General features: G+C 58.6%; 17 protein-coding genes. 14 read left to right on the top strand and 3 right to left on the bottom strand.

Features of this window, described 5'->3' with window-relative positions; translation table 11 throughout:
• Positions 1-116: 116 nt before the first annotated feature.
• Positions 117-1,250 carry a PQQ-dependent sugar dehydrogenase gene (locus tag KUV39_RS03325; protein ID WP_222458917.1) on the top strand — a complete coding sequence of 378 codons (1,134 nt, stop codon included), beginning with the start codon at positions 117-119 and terminating at the stop codon, positions 1,248-1,250.
• Positions 1,251-1,314: 64 nt separating this feature from the next.
• Here the strand turns inward: KUV39_RS03325 and KUV39_RS03320 are convergent, their stop codons facing one another.
• Entirely contained in the window at positions 1,315-2,313 is a 999-nt protein-coding gene (locus tag KUV39_RS03320; protein ID WP_046210278.1) for a GlxA family transcriptional regulator, read from the bottom strand.
• A 178-nt stretch (positions 2,314-2,491) separates the two neighbouring features.
• On the opposite strand from KUV39_RS03320, the gene KUV39_RS03315 reads away from it, so the two are divergent.
• Entirely contained in the window at positions 2,492-3,862 is a 1,371-nt protein-coding gene (locus KUV39_RS03315) for a class II 3-deoxy-7-phosphoheptulonate synthase (protein ID WP_008561851.1), read from the top strand.
• A gap of 209 nt (positions 3,863-4,071) precedes the next feature.
• Here KUV39_RS03315 and KUV39_RS03310 read toward each other — a convergent pair whose 3' ends face one another.
• A complete protein-coding gene (locus KUV39_RS03310; RefSeq protein WP_050672617.1) occupies positions 4,072-4,884 on the bottom strand; it encodes a PAS domain-containing protein in 813 nt (270 codons plus the stop codon).
• A 242-nt stretch (positions 4,885-5,126) separates the two neighbouring features.
• Here KUV39_RS03310 and KUV39_RS03305 point away from each other — a divergent pair, with 242 nt between their 5' ends.
• The 11 genes from KUV39_RS03305 to phoB all read left to right on the top strand — a co-directional run bounded on the left by KUV39_RS03305 (position 5,127) and on the right by phoB (position 16,091).
• Positions 5,127-6,023 (top strand): YicC/YloC family endoribonuclease, encoded by an 897-nt coding sequence (locus tag KUV39_RS03305; RefSeq protein WP_222458916.1) that lies wholly within the window; start codon positions 5,127-5,129, stop codon positions 6,021-6,023.
• 47 nt (positions 6,024-6,070) lie between these two features.
• The gene (gene gmk / locus KUV39_RS03300) at positions 6,071-6,712 is read left to right on the top strand and encodes a guanylate kinase (protein ID WP_008559769.1); all 642 of its coding nucleotides are present in this window, start codon (positions 6,071-6,073) and stop codon (positions 6,710-6,712) included.
• Positions 6,709-7,230 carry a gamma carbonic anhydrase family protein gene (locus KUV39_RS03295; RefSeq protein WP_222458915.1) on the top strand — a complete coding sequence of 174 codons (522 nt, stop codon included), beginning with the start codon at positions 6,709-6,711 and terminating at the stop codon, positions 7,228-7,230. Before gmk ends, KUV39_RS03295 begins: the two co-directional genes overlap by 4 nt.
• Before the next feature lie 27 nt (positions 7,231-7,257).
• The gene (locus tag KUV39_RS03290) at positions 7,258-8,415 is read left to right on the top strand and encodes a trans-sulfuration enzyme family protein (protein WP_222458914.1); all 1,158 of its coding nucleotides are present in this window, start codon (positions 7,258-7,260) and stop codon (positions 8,413-8,415) included.
• 49 nt (positions 8,416-8,464) lie between these two features.
• The gene (locus tag KUV39_RS03285) at positions 8,465-9,505 is read left to right on the top strand and encodes an ATP-binding protein (protein ID WP_046210275.1); all 1,041 of its coding nucleotides are present in this window, start codon (positions 8,465-8,467) and stop codon (positions 9,503-9,505) included.
• A gap of 341 nt (positions 9,506-9,846) precedes the next feature.
• A complete protein-coding gene (locus KUV39_RS03280; RefSeq protein ID WP_008560323.1) occupies positions 9,847-10,902 on the top strand; it encodes a substrate-binding domain-containing protein in 1,056 nt (351 codons plus the stop codon).
• 133 nt (positions 10,903-11,035) lie between these two features.
• Positions 11,036-12,514, top strand: coding sequence for a phosphate ABC transporter permease subunit PstC (gene pstC, locus KUV39_RS03275; RefSeq protein ID WP_222458913.1), 1,479 nt, complete (start codon positions 11,036-11,038; stop codon positions 12,512-12,514).
• The gene (gene pstA / locus KUV39_RS03270; RefSeq protein WP_222458912.1) at positions 12,514-13,860 is read left to right on the top strand and encodes a phosphate ABC transporter permease PstA; all 1,347 of its coding nucleotides are present in this window, start codon (positions 12,514-12,516) and stop codon (positions 13,858-13,860) included. Before pstC ends, pstA begins: the two co-directional genes overlap by 1 nt.
• Before the next feature lie 12 nt (positions 13,861-13,872).
• Positions 13,873-14,670: a phosphate ABC transporter ATP-binding protein PstB gene (gene pstB, locus KUV39_RS03265; RefSeq protein WP_008561093.1), complete on the top strand. Its 798-nt coding sequence runs from the start codon at positions 13,873-13,875 to the stop codon at positions 14,668-14,670.
• 14 nt (positions 14,671-14,684) lie between these two features.
• The gene (gene phoU, locus KUV39_RS03260; RefSeq protein WP_008561430.1) at positions 14,685-15,398 is read left to right on the top strand and encodes a phosphate signaling complex protein PhoU; all 714 of its coding nucleotides are present in this window, start codon (positions 14,685-14,687) and stop codon (positions 15,396-15,398) included.
• A gap of 3 nt (positions 15,399-15,401) precedes the next feature.
• Entirely contained in the window at positions 15,402-16,091 is a 690-nt protein-coding gene (gene phoB, locus KUV39_RS03255) for a phosphate regulon transcriptional regulator PhoB (RefSeq protein ID WP_222458911.1), read from the top strand.
• 60 nt (positions 16,092-16,151) lie between these two features.
• On the opposite strand, the gene KUV39_RS03250 is transcribed toward phoB, so the two are convergent.
• Positions 16,152-17,063: a LysR family transcriptional regulator gene (locus tag KUV39_RS03250; protein ID WP_222458910.1), complete on the bottom strand. Its 912-nt coding sequence runs from the start codon at positions 17,061-17,063 to the stop codon at positions 16,152-16,154.
• A 116-nt stretch (positions 17,064-17,179) separates the two neighbouring features.
• Between KUV39_RS03250 and KUV39_RS03245 the strand changes: the two genes are divergently transcribed.
• Positions 17,180-18,400 (top strand): acyl-CoA dehydrogenase, encoded by a 1,221-nt coding sequence (locus KUV39_RS03245; RefSeq protein ID WP_008563184.1) that lies wholly within the window; start codon positions 17,180-17,182, stop codon positions 18,398-18,400.
• Positions 18,401-19,019: the final 619 nt, after the last annotated feature.

The raw sequence follows: 19,019 nt of genomic DNA, 5'->3' as shown, positions 1-19,019 counted from the left end.
ATCTATGTGGTGGGTGCACTAGTTGAGAATATGCAAGGCCGCAGATTGTCATGCGGAGAAATATGTAGACTTATCATAACTGTCCCTGAAGCCGTTCTGAGAGAAGTATCGATATTATGCTCTTTGCTCCATTGGTCCGGATGCTGCGCACTGTCAGTTTATGTCGCGGCATGGCTGTTTGCGTCACCCTGGGTTTTGCGGCGTCAGCGCAAGCAGAGGACATCCAAACAAGCGAGGGGCCGCTTAAGCTCACGCAGGTCGCGCAGGGGTTTGATGTTCCCTGGGGTCTGGGTCTGTTGCCGGGCGGGGGCAGTCTGGTCACCGAACGTGACGGCAGGCTTCTATTCGTCGAAAACGGCACCGTGACAGAGGTCAAGGGCGTCCCACGGGTTGCCGCGCAAGGACAGGGTGGTCTTCTCGATGTGCTTGTTCCCCATGATTTTTCCTCGCACCGGGTGATTTTCTGGAGCTATTCGAAACGAGTGGGCCACGGGGCCACCACAGCGGTTGCGCGCGGCAAACTCAGCCGTCGCAACACTGCGCTGACTGATGTGCGCGACATCTTTGTGGCAAGCCCCGCTTCCACCACCGGGCGGCATTTTGGCTCTCGGCTGGCAGAAGGGCCTGATGGGGCCATCTACGTCACAATTGGTGACAGGGGGGATCGCCCGTCCGCGCAGGAGGTCGGCTCCCACAATGGCTCTGTGGTGCGGATCAACCCCGATGGCTCTGTGCCGCGCGACAATCCCCTGGTGGGGCGCACTGGGGCGCAGCCCGAGATCTGGAGCTACGGCCATCGCAATCCCCAGGGGCTCGCCTTTGATACGCAAGGGCGGCTGTGGTCCGCCGAACATGGCGCGCGCGGTGGCGATGAGATCAACCTGATCGGCAGGGGGCTGAACTATGGCTGGCCTGTCATCGCTTATGGGCGTCATTATTCGGGGCTCAAGATCGGGGAAGGCACCAGCCGTGCGGGAATGGAGCAGCCAATCCACTACTGGGACCCGTCAATCGCGCCTTCCAACCTTCTGATTTATTCCGGAAAAATGTTGCCCGACTGGCGTGGGGATATCCTTGTCGGGTCGTTGAAGTTTGACTATATCGCCCGCCTCTCCGGTACGCCACTGACAGAGGTGGAACAGATCAAAAGCGATGAGACCGGCCGGGTCCGGGATATAGAAGAGGCCGCAGATGGCAGCATCTGGTTCCTCTCGGAAACCGAGGGCACGCTATACCGCCTCTCCAGGTGATTTTGACAAAAAAGGCCGGGCACGTCGGCCCGACCTGTTCATTGCAAAACTCTTGCCTCAGGCGCTATTCGCTGGCCCCTTTGGTGCCGCGCTCACGGTAGGGGGTGGTGTTGTAATGTGCCCGGTAGCATTTGGAGAAATGCGACGGCGAGGCAAAGCCACAGGCAAGCGCCACGTTGATCACGCTCATGTCTGTCTGCATCAACAGGTTGCGCGCTTTTTGAAGCCGCAGTTCCATGTAATAGCGCTTGGGCGAGCGATTGAGATACCGCCGGAACAGCCGCTCCAGCTGGCGCGTCGACATGCCCACATTCTGCGCAAGAATTGACGGGCTGATCGGCTCTTCGATATTGGCTTCCATCATCTGGATGACCATCGACAGTTTCGGATGGCGCACCCCGATGCGGGTCGGGATGGACAGGCGCTGGGTGTCCTGATCCGTTCGGATGGAGGAATAGATCAGCTGATCCGCAACCGCATTGGCCAGGTCTTCGCCGTGATCATTGGCAATCAGTTTCAGCATCAGATCGATAGAGGATGTCCCGCCGGCGGTGGACAGGCGGTTTCCGTCGATCACAAAGACGGATTTGGTCAGGTCGACTTCATCGAACTCTTCACTGAAACTGTCGGAGTTTTCCCAGTGAATCGTCGCGCGCTTTCCATCCAGAAGACCCGCGCGCGCCAAGGCATAGGACGCCGTGCAGAGCCCGCCAACAACCAACCCCTTACGCGCTTCACGGCGCAGCCAGGACAGCAGGCGTTTGGTGGTGGCATCCTGAACGGCAATACCGGCGCACACCAGGATCGTATCATCGCGCTGCAGTTCGATCAGGTCTTCATCCACCTGAAAGGAGGTGCCGGCCGAACAGGAAACAGTCCCGCCGCCCTCACTCAGCAATGTCCATTTATAGACCTCACGTCCGACCATCCGGTTGGCAATGCGCAGACATTCCACGGCAGAGGCGAAAGACAGCATCGAAAAACTGTCCAAAAGCACAAACGCAAAGCGTTTCAGCTGGGGCTCAGAAGCCGGGGAATGTCTTGGCGTGCTTGGCTGTCGCATGGCCAGAGTCCTTGTTGTCGTATTTACTTCTGTTGGTGACTTTTTCAGCCACGAAATTTATCGCCCGTTTTCATAGCTTCGCGGTGTCGTCAAGACTTTGCAAATCTAAACTGGTCAGAAGCGGTGCGATTTCGTATAGGTACCGCTCACATTACAAGACTCTATCGGAGAAACAGCTATGAGTGAGTGGCAAAAATCGACCTGGCGCCAGAAACCGCGGGTACAGATGCCAGACTATACCGACGCCGACGCCCTGTCGGCTGTTGAGGCTCAGCTGTCCAAGTATCCGCCGTTGGTCTTTGCCGGTGAAGCACGTCGTCTCAAACAGCACCTTGGTGCGGCCGGTCGTGGCGAGGCGTTTCTGCTTCAGGGCGGCGACTGCGCCGAAAGCTTTGATCAGTTTAGTGCCGACGCAATCCGCGACACCTTTAAGGTGATGCTGCAAATGGCGATGGTGCTGACCTATGGCGCCAAGGTTCCGGTCATCAAGGTGGGCCGCATGGCCGGCCAGTTTGCCAAACCGCGCAGCGCGCCCACCGAAACCGTGAATGGTGTCGAGCTGCCGAGCTACCGTGGTGACATCATCAATGATCTCGCCTTTACCGAAGCCGCGCGTATCCCCGACCCAAAGCGGATGCTGCAGGCCTACACCCAGGCCGCTGCAACCCTGAACCTGTTGCGCGCATTCTCGACCGGCGGTTATGCGGATGTGAACCAGGTGCACGCCTGGACCCTCGGCTTTACCGAAGGGGAAAAGGCCGAACGCTACCGCGAACTGGCAAACCGCATCACCGATACACTCGATTTCATGAAAGCGGCCGGTGTGAACAACGACACCGCCCACACGCTGCAAAGCGTCGAATTCTACACCAGCCACGAAGGGCTGTTGCTGGAATATGAAGAGGCATTGACACGTCTGGATTCGACCTCCGGCAAATGGCTGGCAGGATCGGGCCACATGCTGTGGATCGGCGATCGCACCCGTCAGCCTGATGGTGCGCATGTCGAGTTCTGCAGCGGTGTGCAAAACCCCATCGGTCTGAAATGTGGCCCAACCACCACTGCCGATGATCTGAAGGTTCTGATGTCCAAGCTGAACCCGGAAAACGAAGAAGGCAAACTGACCCTGATCGCCCGTTTCGGTGCAGGGAAAGCAGGTGAGCACCTGCCGCGCCTGGTCAAGGCCGTCAAGGAAGAGGGTGCCAACGTGACATGGGTCTGTGACCCGATGCACGGCAACACCATCAAATCCGCGACTGGCTATAAGACCCGTCCGTTTGAAAGCGTTCTGCGCGAAGTGCGCGACTTCTTTGGCGTTCACGAAGCAGAAGGCACCATTCCGGGTGGCGTTCACTTTGAAATGACCGGTCAGGACGTGACCGAGTGCACCGGTGGTGTCCGCGCAGTCACGGACGAAGATCTGAGCGATCGTTACCACACCGCCTGTGACCCGCGCCTGAACGCAAGCCAGTCGCTCGAACTCGCGTTCCTGGTCGCTGAAGAGGTGTCTCAACTGCGCGCCCGCACAACGGCTCGCGCGGCAGGCTGATCGGCCAGCCCTTGCAGGGCTGACCCCGAAACATGAATAGCCCCTGCGCCGATGGCGTGGGGGCTTTTTTCTGCGCTCAGTTCTGACAGCAAGGGCCGGGCTGGGAATGGTCCGAAAAGGGAAACGCCCCGGACGTTCTGTCACGGGGCGCGGAATTTTGGGCTATGTCCAGTAGCGCAAAATAAACTGTTAGGAAGTTCTTAACCGATTCAGTCGCGGCTGACCACCAGTCGCAGATGGCTTCCACGCGCGGGGCGTTCTTTTTTCTCACCGCGCTCATCCTTGTCCGCAGCGATGCCACGGTTTTCGATCAATGCGCGCGCTTCGCTCATGATGGATGGTTCGTCTTTGAAACGCGCCTGGGTTTCTGCAAAACCGGGATTGGGTGTGTTCACATCCGCAGCAGGTTTTGCATCCTCGCCACGCGGTTTGGCCTTGAAGGCGGGGTCTGCACCATGTTCGGCAACCGGGCGGATCTGGGTTTCTGTGACAGAGAACCGCTGGGAAACACCAGTTGGGTTGCCTTCGGAGATGAACACGCCAAGCGCACGGCTCACATCCCCCAGATCGCTGCGCAAAGGCAGCAGAAGCATCCGTGCTTCACGCGATCCGCGCAGGCGGTTGTTTTCCGTCTTCAGCGTCAGTTCAATGATTGCGGGCGTGTCGAACATGTTTTCCAGCGCGCTGCTGACCTGTTTGCGGGCCTGCGGTGTGAAAAACGCCGTGATCGGCATGCCGCGCACTTCCATGCCGGCCATTTCGTTGACCTTCTGCCCCGCAAGACGGAAGCGGGCGATGCCAGGCGCAATACGTTCAAGGATAAAGGTTTGGGGCAGAATGTTTTCCAGGCCGCGTGGGTCGATCTGGGACCGGCTGGGGATGTCATCGCCCCGACGCAGTGCGGTCCAGTAGGATTCAGCCTGCCGCATCGGCGAGAGAGAGCCGGAGGAGCGGAAACGGTCCATCTTCACGACTTTCTGCTGACCAGTGCTGTTGTTGTCTTTGCGGCCGCCAAAAAACATCGGTGTCATCCTTGTTGGATCCGGCTGGTGAGGTCCAAGTGATCTTGGTTAGTCAACTCTTAATGCCGGATTGGTTATCCTGAAGTTAACATGACACAATCTAATTCAATTTTGGACTACTTCTTTAACGAATGGTTAACACATCCACTTGACACGTCGCGCAGGTGGACTTGGCCTGCAAGTCCTTGTAATCCGGGAAGGCTCGCACAGCTGTGCGCCACAATCGGGGGAGAGCACAACAGATGACCATCCATTCGATGACCGGATTTGCCGCTGCACAGGGGACGACGGGCGCCCACAGCTGGTCCTGTGAGCTGCGATCGGTGAATGCCAAGGGCTTGGACCTGCGGTTGCGTATTCCCGAGTGGCTGGAAGGGTTTGAACCCTTTGTGCGTGGTAAATTGGGCAAGGCGTTGGCGCGTGGGAATGTGTCGATGACCCTGCGCATAAACCGCAACGAGGACGCAGGCGCAGACCTGACCATAAACGAGGCGATGCTGGCCACTGTCCTGTCATCAATGGCAAAGATCGAAGCGGCCGCCAAAGTGGCGGGCGTTGATCTTGCCCCCAGTACCAGCGCAGAGATCCTCTCGCAGAGGGGGGTCTTGGAACAGGGCAACACCGCGGATGACCCGGCACCAATTGTGGCAGCTCTGAAAGGCGCCTTTGCCGCAATTCTGTCCGACTTTGTTAACATGCGCGCATCAGAAGGGGCGACACTAAAGGCCGTGCTCCTTGATCAGCTGGACGAGATTGACACCCTGCAAAGCCGCGCAGCAGACCTCGCAGAGGCCCGCAAACCGCAAATGGCCGAAACCCTGCGCACCAATCTGGCACGGGTTCTGGACAACGCAGACAAAGTAGACGAAGCCCGTGTCGCCCAGGAACTTGCGCTTCTGGCGGTGAAGGCGGATGTCACCGAAGAAATTGACCGCCTCAAGGCCCATGTTTCGGCAGCCCGCGACTTGCTCGCCAAGGGCGGGGCAGTTGGCCGCAAGTTGGATTTCCTGATGCAGGAATTCAACCGCGAGGCCAACACCTTGTGCTCCAAGGCGCAAAACAGCGACCTCACGGCAATCGGTCTCGATCTTAAATCGGTCATTGATCAGATGCGCGAGCAGGTCCAGAACATCGAATAACCGTCACACGCGATGTGGCGCACACATAATATATAGGAGAGCACGCCATGGCAGACCGGCGCGGCCTTTTGATCATCCTGTCTTCGCCATCGGGTGCGGGGAAATCCACACTGGCAAAACGCCTGCGGGCCTGGGACCCGAGCATTCAGTTCTCGGTTTCAGCCACCACGCGCGATCCGCGGCCGGGCGAAGTGAACGGACAGGACTACCACTTTATTTCGACAGACCAGTTCAAGACAGACGTTACAAACGGCGACATGCTGGAACACGCCCATGTCTTTGGGAACTTCTACGGCTCTCCCAAGGGGCCGGTGCAGGGCGCGATCGATGCGGGGCAGGATGTTCTGTTTGATATCGACTGGCAGGGCGCCCAGCAGATCCGTAACTCGGATCTCGGCCAGCACACGTTGTCGATCTTCCTGTTGCCGCCCTCGATCCACGAGTTGCGTCGCCGTCTGGAAAGCCGCGCACAGGATGACGCAGAGACCATCAGCCGCCGAATGCAAAAAAGCTGGGACGAAATCAGCCACTGGGGCAGCTATGACCATGTGCTGATCAACGACGATCTCGATGCCACTGAAGAGCAGCTGAAAACCATCATCACCGCCACGCGCCTGCGTCGCATCCAACAGCCCCACCTGATGGATCACGTGCGCGCCCTGCAAACGGAGTTTGAAGACCTGTCATGACCATTTACGCGCTCGGAACCTCCAAACCGCAGATCCACGAAGACACCTGGGTCGCGCCTGACGCGAACCTGATCGGCAAGGTCGTCCTGGAGGAGGGCGCGTCAATCTGGTTTGGCACCACCATTCGTGCAGAACACGAAGAGATCCGGATCGGGCGGGGCTCCAACGTACAGGAACAATGCGTCCTGCACATCGACCCCGGCTATCCGCTCACCATTGGTGAAAACTGCACCATTGGCCACAAGGCCATGCTGCATGGGTGCACCATTGGCGAAAACACCTTGATCGGGATGGGCGCGACCGTTCTGAATGGCGCGAAAATTGGCAAGAACTGCCTGATCGGGGCAGGTGCCCTGATCACCGAGAACAAGGAAATTCCCGACAACTCTCTCGTTATGGGGGCGCCGGGCAAAATCGTGCGGGACGTGGATGAGGCTCTTGTCGCCTCGCTTCGTCAAAGTGCGGTCCATTACCAAAAAAATATGCGTCGCTTCCGCGATGACTTAACAGAGGTCTAACACGTGAGAAATTCCAAAGGGTCGCTGATGCGGCCAGATCCGCTGCCGTCCAGTGCAAGCCACCCGGTTGTCACCCCGCTGAGCCCGTCGGTGGTATACGCAAGCGAAACCCCCGACGCGCTGGACGATCAGTACGAGGGCCGCGTCCATGGCTATACCTATTCGCGCGAGGGGCATCCGAACGCAGATGTCGTGGCCAAGCGGCTGGACGCGATGGAAGGGGCCACAGGCGGTGTTGTGACCGGTTCCGGCATGGCCGCCGTTACCGCCGTCGTCATGGGCCTTTTGAAATCCGGCGATCACGTTGTTGGGGGCAATCAGCTTTATGGTCGCTCGCTGCGCCTGATGGCTGAGGATCTGCCGCGTCTGGGAATTGAAACCTCTCTGGCTGATCCCGGCGATATTGCCGCTGTCGAGGCCGCGCTGCGTCCGGAAACCAAGATGATCCTGGTAGAGGCCGTTTCCAACCCGACACTCGCGATTGCCGACATCGATGGGCTGGCAAAGCTGTGCAAGGACCGCGACATCCTGCTTGTGGTCGACAACACCTTTACCACTCCGCGGGGGTTCCGTCCGTTCGAACGTGGCGCTGATATCGTGATCCACTCGATCACGAAGCTGCTGGCGGGTCACTCCGACGTGATGCTGGGCTATGTCGTTGCCAAAGATCAGGCGCTGAATGATCGGTTGCGTGTCTTTGCCGTCACCACCGGCCTGACGCCAAGCCCGTTTGATTGCTGGCTGGCAGAGCGTGGGATGCTGTCATTTGAACTGCGGTTTGATCGCGCGCAATCCACTGCTGTCACATTGGCCGATCACCTGTCCGCGCTGCCCGGCGTCAAGCGGGTGAATTACCCCACCCGCACCGATCATCCCGATCACGACCGCGCGATGGCGCTGCTGGACGGGCAGGGCTGCAATATGGTGAGCTTTGAACTGGATGGCGGCCGTGAGGCTGCCAATGCCTTTACCCGTGCAGCGGACGGGCTGAGCTTTGCCCCGACCCTGGGCGATGTGGCCACCACGCTGTCGCATCCTGCGTCGTCGTCTCACCGCGCACTGAGCGCAGAGCGCCGGGCAGAGCTGGGCCTTCATGAAGGGTTCTTCCGGGTCTCTGTGGGTCTCGAAGATCCCAAGGAGCTTTGCGCAGTCTTTACGGACGCAGTTGCAGCTGCCACGTCGTAGTTACAATTGACCGCTAAACCCACCAGCAGGGCAGCTACGGAGGCGACGGATGGCACAGGATCTGATTGATGGCTTCATGGAAGCCATGCCTCTGCCTGCCGTGCTGGTGGATCAAAGTGAACGCTTCATCGCTGCAAATGCGGCGGCGAAGACCCTTTTGGGCGCACATCTTGTCGGGCGCCATTTCGCCACCATCCTGCGCCAACCCAGTGTTGCGGCTGCGATTGAGGGCTGTCTTCACGACCGGCAGCCAAGATCGGCGCGCCATCTGTCCAATGACGGTGCGCAAGACACCACGTTTGAGGTTTGCCTGCGCTATATTCCGGGAATTGGGGCAGTCAACGGGGGCGCGGCCCTCGTCAGTCTCACCGATATCACAGAACGTGAGCAGGCCAGCCAGATGCGGCGGGATTTCGTCGCAAACGTCAGCCACGAGCTGCGCACACCGTTGACGGCGCTGATGGGGTTTATCGAAACCCTGCGTGGGCCGGCCCGCGATGATGCCACCGCACGCGAACGGTTCCTTGAGATCATGCAGGGGGAAGCCAACCGCATGAACCGCTTGGTTGGTGACCTGTTGTCGTTGAACCGTGTAGAAAGCGAAGAGCGCGTGCGCCCGCGCGAGCAGCTGGATCTGGGCGCACATCTTGCCTCAACACTGAAATCGCTCGAACCCGTGGCCCAGGCCAAAGAGGTGTCCCTGGCGCTCGAGGTTCCGCAGACGCCCACCTTGGTGACCGGCGACCCGGATCAGCTGCAGCAGGTTTTCACCAATCTGGTGGAAAACGCGATCAAATACGGGGGCAATCAGGTGCTGGTCCGTCTGTCCCTGTCAGACCGCGACCCCGCTGTGCGCGCAGCTGCCGTGCGGGTTCAGGTCATCGACAATGGGGCGGGCATTGACCCTATCCATCTGCCCCGATTGACTGAACGGTTTTACCGCGTCGACACCCATCGCTCTCGCGAACAGGGGGGCACCGGGCTCGGGCTTGCGATTGTAAAGCACATCGTCAATCGCCATCGCGGCCGGATGCGAGTCGAAAGCAGCGCCGGCAAGGGCACAACCTTCACTGTCATATTGCCCCGCTGATTTTTCCGGCGCTGCCTTACCAACGACAAGACGTGTCACAAAGGCCGTTTCCGGTCGAGACGGGGCGGCCGCCCTGGATCGCGCGCGCCAAGCAACTGACATCGCTATATAATATCTGAAAACCCGCAAACGGCGGGCAGGGGTTTCCCCCTTCTCCCAAGCCGAAAATAGTTAACGCTGCATCTGAATATCGGCGTTTTTTGTCATGAAAACTGCCTCCTCGCGGGGATTGTCATACAGCTGTTACATACCTGTCACAAAAGGCACATGCGCGGCCCTTAGGTCAGGGCGCAAGATCATCAGGGGATGGTCCTGAAAATTGACACCCAAGGAGACAACAGATGTCCTTTGTGAAATTTACCGCTTCCGCCCTGGCTATTTCGGCCGTTTCTGCAACCGCCGCTGCTGCGCGCGATCAGGTGCAGGTTGCCGGTTCTTCGACCGTTCTGCCCTACGCTTCGATCGTGGCCGAAGCTTTTGGCGAGAACTTTGACTTCCCGACACCTGTTGTTGAATCCGGCGGGTCCTCGGCTGGTCTGAAGCGGTTCTGCGAAGGTGTGGGTGAAAACACCATCGACGTCGCAAACGCATCGCGCCGCATCAAGGACAAAGAAATCAAAGCCTGCGCCGAAAACGGCGTGACCGATATCATCGAAGTCCAGATCGGCTATGACGGCATCGTCTTTGCATCGGACATCAACGGCAACGGTTTCGAATACACCCCGAGCGATTGGTTCCTGGCCCTGTCCGACGAGATCCTCGTTGACGGCAAGATGGTTGCCAACCCGAACAAGACCTGGGCTGACGTGAACACCGCGTTCCCGGCACAGGACATCCAGGCCTTTATCCCCGGCACCAAGCACGGCACCCGTGAAGTGTTCGAAGACAAGGTTATCCTGGCGGGTTGCGAAGCCACCGGCGCATTCGACGTCCTGCTGGCGGCTGCTGAAGGCGACAGCGACAAGGCCAAGCACAAGGCGGCTGAAAAGGCCTGTATCTCTCTGCGCACCGATGGTGTGTCCGTGGACATCGACGGTGACTACACCGAAACCCTGGCGCGCATCGAAAGCAACAAGGACGGCATCGGCGTCTTTGGCCTGGCGTTTTATGAGAACAACACCGACAAGCTGCAGGTCGCGACCATGTCTGGCGTCGTGCCCTCCACCGAGAGCATCGCAACCGGCGAATACCCCGTATCCCGCCCGTTGTTCTTCTACGTGAAAAAAGCCCACATCGGCGTCATTCCCGGCCTGAAAGAATATGCTGAATTCTTCGTCGCGGACGAAGTGGCAGGCCCCGATGGCCCGCTGGCAGAATACGGTCTGGTATCCGATCCGGAACTCAGCAAGACCCAGGCTGCCGTTGCAGAGGAAGCCGTGATGGGCGGCAATTCCTAAGCGCTCTGGCAAGAATGAAAATCGGGCCGGGGCAGAGTGTTGCCCCGGCTCTTGTTGTTACCCCTCTGGCCATGCGCCGGATCCCGCGTCGCAGTTTTTCTGACCTATCCGTCCCACCGAAACGGAGACTTTGATGCCGACACTATGGCTCGTATTTACCCTGATTGCCCTCGCGGCTCTGGGTTTTGTGCTGGGGCGCCAACGCGCGCTTGCCTCAGCCGGAGGCGATGTGAAGCTTCTGCATTCCCTGCCGGCCTACTACGGCCACAATGTCGCGCTCAGCGCGATTGTCCCGGCCCTTGCTGTGCTGGCGATTTGGTCCTTGGCCCAGCCAATGATGATCGAAAGCCGCGTCGCTGCGATGATCCCAGCCGAGAGCATTGCAGAAAACACCACCGTCTCGCTGGTGATGAGCGATGTGCGCCGCCTTGCCGAAGGTCTGGATCAGGCAGTGGAAGCAGGGGTTCTGGATGCCGCGGGCGCCAATGCGCTTGAGGCACAGACCATCGACGTGCGGGCGCTGCTTGGTCAGGTTGGTGTCGCGCTTGGCTCCGAAGTAAGCCCGGAGGTGCTGGCTGCAGCCCAACGCTATCGGAGCCTGACAGCAACGGGCAGCATGTTGAAAACCATTGTGGTTCTTTTGCTGTCCCTGGGCGGATTTGCCTGGGCCTACGGGCGCACCCACAAGGATTTTCGGGCCCGCAACGTGGTCGAGCAGGGCATCATGGCGCTGCTGATCCTGGCCGCGAGCCTCGCTATCCTGACCACTGTTGGTATCGTGTTCTCCATGCTGTTTGAGAGCCTGAACTTCTTTGGTCTGCACAGCTGGAGCGACTTCTTCTTTGGCTCGACATGGGCTCCGAACTTTCGCGGGGACAGTGAACTGTCAATCCTGCCGCTGCTGTGGGGCACGCTCTACATCTCGTTGATTGCGTTGCTTGTTGCTGTGCCGGTTGGTTTGTTTGCTGCCATCTACCTGTCCGAATACGCCAGCGGCACCGTGCGCTCCTTTGCCAAGCCGCTGCTTGAAATCCTCGCAGGCATCCCGACCATCGTTTATGGCCTTTTTGCACTGTTGACGGTGGGGCCGATGTTGGTGCGGATCTTCGGGCAGGGCGAAGACGGTCTGCTGGGCGTCGAATGGATGAGCGGTGCAACCTCTGTTCTGACAGCGGGTCTGGTCATGGGCATCATGCTGATCCCTTTCGTGTCCTCGCTGTCCGATGACATCATCAATGCGGTGCCGCAGTCGATGCGTGATGGCTCTCTCGGGCTGGGTGCGACCAAGTCTGAAACCATCCGCCAGGTGGTTCTGCCGGCCGCGCTTCCCGGGATTGTTGGCGCCATCCTGCTGGCCGCGTCCCGCGCGATCGGGGAAACCATGATCGTGGTGATGGGCGCTGGCGCGATTGCCAAATTCTCGCTCAACCCGCTGGAATCCATGACGACGATCACCACCCGGATCGTCAGCCAGCTGACCGGCGATACCGATTTTGCCAGCCCCGAAACCCTTGTTGCCTTTGCCCTTGGTCTGACGCTGTTCGTTCTGACCCTCGGGCTCAATGTCCTGGCGCTGTACATCGTGCGCAAATACCGGGAGCAGTATGACTAATGACCGACACCCGTCAAAATCCCGCAAACCATAAGGGCTGCTCACTGCTGCAGCACAGCGCCCGCACACGCAAACGCAATGCCGCAGAGCGCCGGTTCCGCGCCTATGGTATCGCTGCGATCTCGGTCGGCCTCTTGATGCTCTGTGTCCTGGTGACAACCATCGTGGGGCGTGGCACCGGTGCGTTCCAGCAGACCTTTGTGACGCTCGAGGTTGAGCTGCTGGAGAGCAAGCTGGACAAATCCGGCACCCGCGACATCGATGCGATCAAGAAGGTCACGACCTTTGGCTACGCGCCGATCATCCGGGCCGCGGTAGAGGCCAAAGTGGCCGAACTCGGCATCGACAGCCCGCTGAAAGCCAAGGAAATGGCCGGGATCCTGTCAAAGAACGCTGCCGCGACACTACGCGAATTTGTCATCGCAAACCCGGATCAGATTGGCGAAACCGTAGAATTCCGTTTTCTGGCCTCCAGCCGCGTTGACGGCTACATGAAGGGCCGCGTAAGCCGAGACAGCATCACCAATGACAAAAGCATTTCGCCGGAACAACTGGATCTGGTCGATGGACTGGTGAGCGCGGGCGTGGTTGAAAAGACATTCAACCTTGCCTTCATCACCGGCGCAGATGCCTCTGACGCGCGCCCCGAAGCCGCAGGCATGGGGGTCTCCATGCTTGGGTCGCTGTTCATGATGTTGGTGGTCCTTGCACTGGCGCTGCCCATCGGCGTCGCCGCGTCCATCTATCTGGAAGAGTTCGCGCCCAAAAACTGGTTGACCGATATCATTGAGGTGAACATTTCCAACCTCGCCGCGGTTCCGTCGATCGTGTTTGGTATTCTCGGCCTTGCGGTATTCATCAACTACATGCACCTGCCGATGTCCGCGCCTTTGGTGGGCGGTCTGGTCCTGACGCTGATGACCCTGCCAACTGTCATCATTTCGACCCGCGCCGCGCTCAAGGCCGTGCCGCCCTCGATCCGTGATGCGGCTCTTGGGGTAGGGGCCTCGCGGATGCAGGCTGTGTTTCACCATGTGCTGCCGCTCGCAGCACCCGGTATCCTGACGGGGACCATCATTGGTCTGGCGCAGGCCCTTGGCGAAACCGCACCGCTCTTGTTGATTGGTATGGTTGGGTTCATCGCATCCAACGCACCGGAAACCATTGCCGATGGCTTGCTGTCGCCGAACTCGGCCATGCCTGCCCAGATCTATGAATGGGCCAAACGTGCCGATCCGGCCTTTTACGAACGCGCTTGGGGTGGGATCATCATTCTGTTGATCTTCCTCGTAACCATGAACACAGTGGCTGTGATCCTGCGCCGCCGCTTTGAACGCCGCTGGTAAGTGGGGGCTGAAATGAACCAGATGACTGCATTGGAAAAAGACGTGGAAACACAAAAAACCAAGATCGCCGCCAAGAACGTGAATGTCTATTACGGCGAGTCTCACGCGATCAAGGACGTGAACGTCGAGATCGAAGACAACACGGTCACCGCTTTCATCGGCCCGTCAGGCTGCGGCAAGTCGACGTTCCTGCGTTGCCTCAACCGGATGAACGACACCATCGACATCTGCCGTGTGACCGGTGATATCGAAATCGACGGCGAAGACATCTATGACAGCCGCGTGGACCCTGTGCAGCTGCGCGCGAAGGTTGGAATGGTGTTTCAGAAACCAAACCCGTTCCCCAAGTCGATTTATGACAATGTGGCCTATGGCCCGCGAATTCATGGCCTGGCCGCCAACAAGGCGGAGCTGGACGAGATCGTTGAAAAATCCCTGCGCCGTGGCGCCATCTGGGACGAGGTGAAAGACCGTCTTGATGCACCGGGCACTGGTCTGTCGGGTGGCCAGCAGCAGCGCCTGTGCATTGCACGCGCAGTTGCGACAGAGCCCGAAGTCCTGCTGATGGACGAGCCATGTTCGGCGCTGGACCCCATTGCGACGGCCCAGATCGAAGAGCTGATCGACGAGCTACGCGACAGCTATTCGGTTGTGATCGTGACCCACTCCATGCAGCAGGCCGCCCGCGTCAGCCAGAAAACCGCCTTCTTCCACCTTGGCAATCTGGTGGAATTTGGCGCAACCGGCCAGATCTTTACCAACCCCGAAGATCCGCGCACCGAAAGCTACATCACAGGCCGCATCGGCTGATCGAGGACAAGATTATGGTAGAACAACATATTGCATCCGCGTTTGACCGCGACCTCGAAGCGATCCAGGCCCAGATCATGAAAATGGGTGGTTTGGTCGAAGCAGCCATCATGGATGCCGCTCGCGCATTGGAAACCCGCGACGAAGAGCTGGCCCAGCAGGTGCGCCAGGGCGACAAGGCAATTGATGGTCTGGAAGAGTTGATCAACGAAGAGGCCGCCCGCGTCATCGCGATCCGTGCCCCCGCAGCCGTTGACCTGCGTCTGGTTCTGTCGGTCATGAAGATTTCTGGCAACCTGGAGCGGATCGGCGACTACGCCAAGAACATCGCCAAGCGGACGGCTGTTCTCGCGCAGGGGCCAAATGTGTCTGAGAGTGCCGCTGCCATGCGCCGGATGGCCCGCGAGGTAGAGCTGATGCTGAAAGATGCGCTGGATTCCTACATCCAGCGCGATGTGGAACTGGCCCATGATGTCATCGCTCGCGACAAGGACGTCGATCAGATGTACAATGCCCTGTTCCGCGAGTTTCTGACCTTCATGATGGAAGACCCGCGCAACATCACCCCCTGCATGCATCTGCACTTCATCGCGAAAAACGTCGAACGGATGGGCGATCATGTCACCTCGATTGCAGAGCAGGTTGTCTATCTCGTGACCGGCGACAAGCCAGAGGATGACCGCCAGAAGGCCGATACCACCTCTTCCATTCCGCAGCAGGGAGTGTGATCCATGTCTGCGGACCAACCAACGGTACTGGTTGTCGAGGATGAGCTGGCCCAGCGAGAGGTGCTGGCCTACAATCTGGAAGCCGACGGATTTCGCGTGCTGCGCGCCGAAAACGGCGAAGAGGCGCTTTTGATCGTGGAAGAGGACACGCCTGACATCATCGTTCTGGATTGGATGATGCCGAACCTCAGCGGGATCGAGGTCTGTCGTCGGCTGAAGTCGCGCACAGAAACCCGCAATATCCCGATCATCATGCTATCCGCCCGGTCGGAAGAGGTCGACAAGGTGCGTGGTCTGGAAACCGGCGCGGATGACTATGTCGTCAAGCCGTACTCTGTCGTGGAACTGATGGCCCGCGTCCGGACCCAGTTGCGCCGGGTCCGTCCGTCAACGGTTGGTGTTCGGCTGGAGTTTGACGATATCGTTCTGGACGCTGAAACCCACAAGGTCAGCCGTGCCGATACGCAATTGAAGCTTGGCCCGACAGAGTTTCGTCTTCTGTCCACTTTCATGGAAAAACCCGGCCGCGTCTGGAGCCGTGAACAGCTTTTGGATCGGGTCTGGGGCAGGGACATCTATGTCGACACCCGCACTGTCGATGTCCACATCGGTCGGCTGCGCAAGGCGCTGACACAGCACGGCGGCACTGACCCGGTGCGCACTGTGCGCGGGGCAGGTTACGCTCTGGGATAGAATGTGCTTTCGCTATGGCATCTGGCACCCCCTGGCGATCCAGGGGGTGTTTTTGTGGGCTCAGCGTGGCAGCGGATCCTCTGGCTGGGCCTGACCTGCCAGCCAATCGCGAAATTTGACAAGCGCCGGATCCTTGGACCGGGTTGCAGGCCAAACTAGGTAATAGGCGCCGCGACTCTCTGTCGGAGAAGGGTGCAGCGCCACAAGCCTGCCTGTCGCAATGTCTTGTTCAACCAGATAATCCGGCATCAAGGCCACACCCAGGCCATGCAAAGCCGCCTGGGTGATGGTTGAGAATTGGTCATACATTGTGCCGGACAAACCCGTGGATGCGGGAACCCCGTGGCTTTCAAACCACTGGGCCCAGGCCTTGGGACGGGTCTGAATGTGCAAAAGGGGCAGGGACAGAATAGCCGCCGGATCCGGGATATCGCGCCCATTGAGCAGATCAGGTGCGCAAACCGGCAGCATCTGCTCGTGTTTCAGCAACAGCGCCTCGGTTCCCGGCCAATCCGCAGATCCGAAATGTATCGCAGCATCAAAGCCTTCACCGACAAAGTTGAAGGGTTCCAGCCGGGTAGACATGTTGATTGTCACATCCGGATGGAGACGGGCAAATTCTGGCAGTCGGGGCATCAGCCAACGCATTCCAAAGGCAGGTAGAATGGCCAGGTTCAGCGTACCCGCAAGCGGAGCTGCCTGCACCCGCAGGGTTGATTGCGCAATCTGATTGAGCGCCTGCCGCACCTCTGATGCATAGGTTTGCGCCTCTGCGGAGAGGCTGAGACGTTTCTGATCGCGCCGCACCAAATCAACGCCCAATTGCCGTTCCAGCGCCTGCAGCTGCCTGCTGACGGCGCCCTGTGTCAACGACAGCTCATCCGCCGCGGCCGAGGCGCTGCCAAGCCGGTCGAGTGCCTCAAGCGCGCGCAGCGCAGCAATTGATGGAAGAAATCGCCTAGGTGTCGCCATTCAGAACCACATCAATGTATGAGCTTTTGTCATGTTTTCTTGTGGTTCTATCGCTGTTTTTCACCTTACCGCAAGGTTAAACTCTGGCCCAGACACAAGGATCAAAAGGTGGACCAATGACCGACAAACCGACCCTGCGCGCCAAAGACGCCCCCGATCTGGGCAAGTTCAATTGGGAAGACCCCCTGCGTCTTGACGAACAATTGACCGAAGACGAACGCATGATCGCGGCATCTGCACGCTCTTATGCTCAGGAAAAACTTCAACCTCGCATTCTAAGTGCTTATGAAAACGAGGAAACTGATCCTGAAATCTTCCGCGAGATGGGCGAGATGGGCCTTCTTGGCACCACCATCCCCGAAGAATACGGCGGGCTTGGCGCGGGCTATGTCTCTTATGGTCTAGTCGCGCGCGAGGTCGAACGCGTCGACAGCGGCTATCGCTCCATGATGTCGGTGCAAAGCTCGCTCGTGATGTATCCCATTTACGCATATGGCAGCGAAGAACAGCGCCAGAAATACCTGCCAAAGCTTTCCTCCGGTGAATGGATTGGCTGCTTTGGTCTGACCGAGCCGGACGCCGGATCTGACCCCGCAGGCATGAAAACCCGCGCTGAAAAGACTGATGGCGGTTACCGTCTGACCGGGTCCAAAATGTGGATCTCCAACGCGCCCATCGCCGATGTCTTTGTTGTCTGGGCCAAATCCGAAGCACACGGCGGAAAGATCCGTGGTTTTGTGCTGGAAAAAGGCATGAAGGGGCTGTCGGCTCCCAAGATCGGCAACAAGGCATCGCTGCGCGCGTCGATCACCGGTGAAATCGTAATGGACGGCGTCGAAGTCGGCGAAGACGCGCTGCTGCCCCATGTCGAAGGCCTGAAAGGTCCGTTTGGCTGTTTGAACCGGGCGCGTTACGGCATCAGCTGGGGCGCGATGGGGGCTGCAGAATTCTGCTGGCATGCCGCCCGTCAATATGGGCTCGACCGCAAACAGTTTGGCCGCCCGCTTGCAAATACCCAGCTGTTTCAGTTGAAACTTGCCAACATGCAGACCGAAATCACCCTCGGCCTGCAGGCCTCTCTTCAGGTCGGTCGTCTGATGGATGCGGCAAACGCGGCGCCCGAGATGATTTCGATCGTCAAGCGCAACAACTGCGGCAAGGCGCTGGAGATTGCTCGCAATGCACGTGACATGCACGGCGGCAATGGGATCAGCCTGGAATTCGGCGTCATCCGTCACATGGTGAACCTGGAGACAGTCAACACCTATGAGGGCACCCACGACGTTCACGCCCTGATCCTTGGTCGCGCACAAACGGGCCTGCAGGCGTTTTTCTAAACTCCGCGTCTGACGGAAAAAATTAAACAAACCGCGCTTTTGGGATGCCAAAGGCGCGGTTTTTTGTTAAGATCCTTGCAATATTGTTAATGGATTCAGATGTTTACCGTTGGCGGACCCTTTGAATTCATGCAAGGGTGCTGGGCAAATTCGCAAACCCCGAACGCTCTGCAATTCGCGCAAAGATCTGTGCTGCAAATTGCAGTGCTGACTGAGGCTAAGTCTGGCCGAAACGGTTAACGCCCGGCCTGCGCAAATACCTGCAATAACTAACAATCGCGCCAGGCAGGGGTTAACGTGCTCCCGAAACCGCGCCAAGCGAGGCCAGAGACCGCCAGAGCAGCCCGCATTTTTGCAGACCCCGTTCAGCGCGAGAAATTTTCCGAACAAACAGGAGTTTTCGCAAAGCCAAAGCGAGGTAATCGGCAGGCTTTGCAGAAATGCAGGTAAACAGATTTGCGCCCACACAGCCATAACAACGCTGAGCAGGCGGTCGCACCGGAGTTATCACAAAACTCTCCATGAATGCGTACCATTTTGTAGCACGCCAGGGACCGACGTCTCAACCTGTGTTGAAAAAAGATGAATCGAAAATCTTAAGGAAATCCCGGTTTTTTTT

The sequence above is a fragment of the Phaeobacter italicus genome (assembly GCF_019801785.1).
GTDB classification, from domain to species: Bacteria; Pseudomonadota; Alphaproteobacteria; order Rhodobacterales; family Rhodobacteraceae; genus Phaeobacter; species Phaeobacter italicus.
This window is presented reverse-complemented; position numbering and strand designations above follow the sequence as displayed.